Below are 1,319 nucleotides of genomic sequence, written 5' to 3'. Positions count from 1 at the left end.
AGACAGGCAAGGCATTAACGATTAATGATCTACCGGACTTTACGGACCGTTACCGCGAGCTGTTTCAAGGCTTGGCGAAGACATATAGCATTCATATTGTAGGAGGGACCCACGTCATACGCCGTGAAGAAAAGTTGTACAATGTGGCACATCTTTTCTACCCCGATGGTCGTATCGCGGAGCAAGCCAAGATCCACATTACCCCTGCGGAGATTACAGGATGGAATATGGGCGCAGGCGAAGGACTAGCGGTGTTCGAGACGGAATTTGGCACCATTGCTATGCTGACTTGTTATGATATTGAATTTCCGGAGATCGTCCGGATGGCCAAGGCCAAAGGAGCCGATGTGATCTTTTGCCCTTCCTGCACAGATGACCGCCATGGCTTTCATCGCGTACGTTATACAAGTCATGCCCGTGCGATCGAGAATCAGGTCTATGTTGTACTGACCGGAACCGTCGGTTCCTTGCCGACAGTGGATCTGATGCGGGCTAACTTTGGCCAAGCGGCCATCATTACACCCAACGACATTCCCTTCCCGCCGCAAGGCTTACTGGCCGAAGGTGAGCTTAATAACGATATGATCATTACGGCCGATCTCGATCTGGAGTTATTGTATCAGGTAAGGGAGAAGGGCTCGGTCACGACATGGAGAGATCGACGCACGGATTTATATCCGGATTGGCAATAATGGGATACAAGTAAAAAAATATCATGTCAGGAGGTACAAGCTCATATGGCAGGATATCACCAGCCTTTCTATGTTTATGACGGCACCGAGCCGGTGTCGGCCGTCATTCGCAGGTATACACCGGACGACTTTAAAGAACTCATCGTTATCCAATCCGAGACCTTTCCACCCCCATATCCTTCGGAGCAATGGTGGAACACCGAGCAGTTGAATCAGCACGTGAGTCGGTTTCCCGACGGAGCCTTATGCGTGGAAGTCAATGGTGTCCTGGCAGGCTCGATTACCTCGCTAATCGTTAATTATAATCCTGCTGAACCTGCCCATTCCTGGGCGGATACAACCGATAACGGCTATATTCGCACACATCAGCCAGCCGGAAATACGCTCTATATTGCCGATATATGTGTCAGGCCACGCTTTCGCAAGCTGGGGCTTGGCAAATGGCTCATTCAGGCGCTCTATCATGTGACGGTTGAGCTCGGTCTTGAACGGCTGCTCGGAGGCGGAAGAATGCCGGGTTACCACCTTCATGCAGCTAAGATGACAGCTGAGGAATATTTAGATGCCGTTGTAAGGGGGAAGCTTAAGGATCCGGTCATAACCTTCCTTCTGCGCTGCGGACGAACC

General features: G+C 50.9%; 2 protein-coding genes. Both read left to right on the top strand.

Translation table 11 applies throughout. The annotated features are described in order from the left end of the window. The coding region (locus ACFRAK_RS28970; RefSeq protein ID WP_394573194.1) for a carbon-nitrogen hydrolase family protein at positions 1–692 on the top strand (692 nt) is incomplete at its 5' end. Positions 693–737: 45 nt separating this feature from the next. Further along, positions 738–1,319, top strand: a 582-nt coding sequence (locus ACFRAK_RS28965) for a GNAT family N-acetyltransferase (protein WP_394573193.1), incomplete at its 3' end; no start/stop codon positions are given.

The sequence above is a fragment of the Peribacillus sp. NPDC056705 genome (assembly GCF_043656335.1).
The sequence above is the reverse complement of the archived record's forward strand: the minus strand, read 5'-3'. Positions and strand labels throughout refer to the sequence as shown.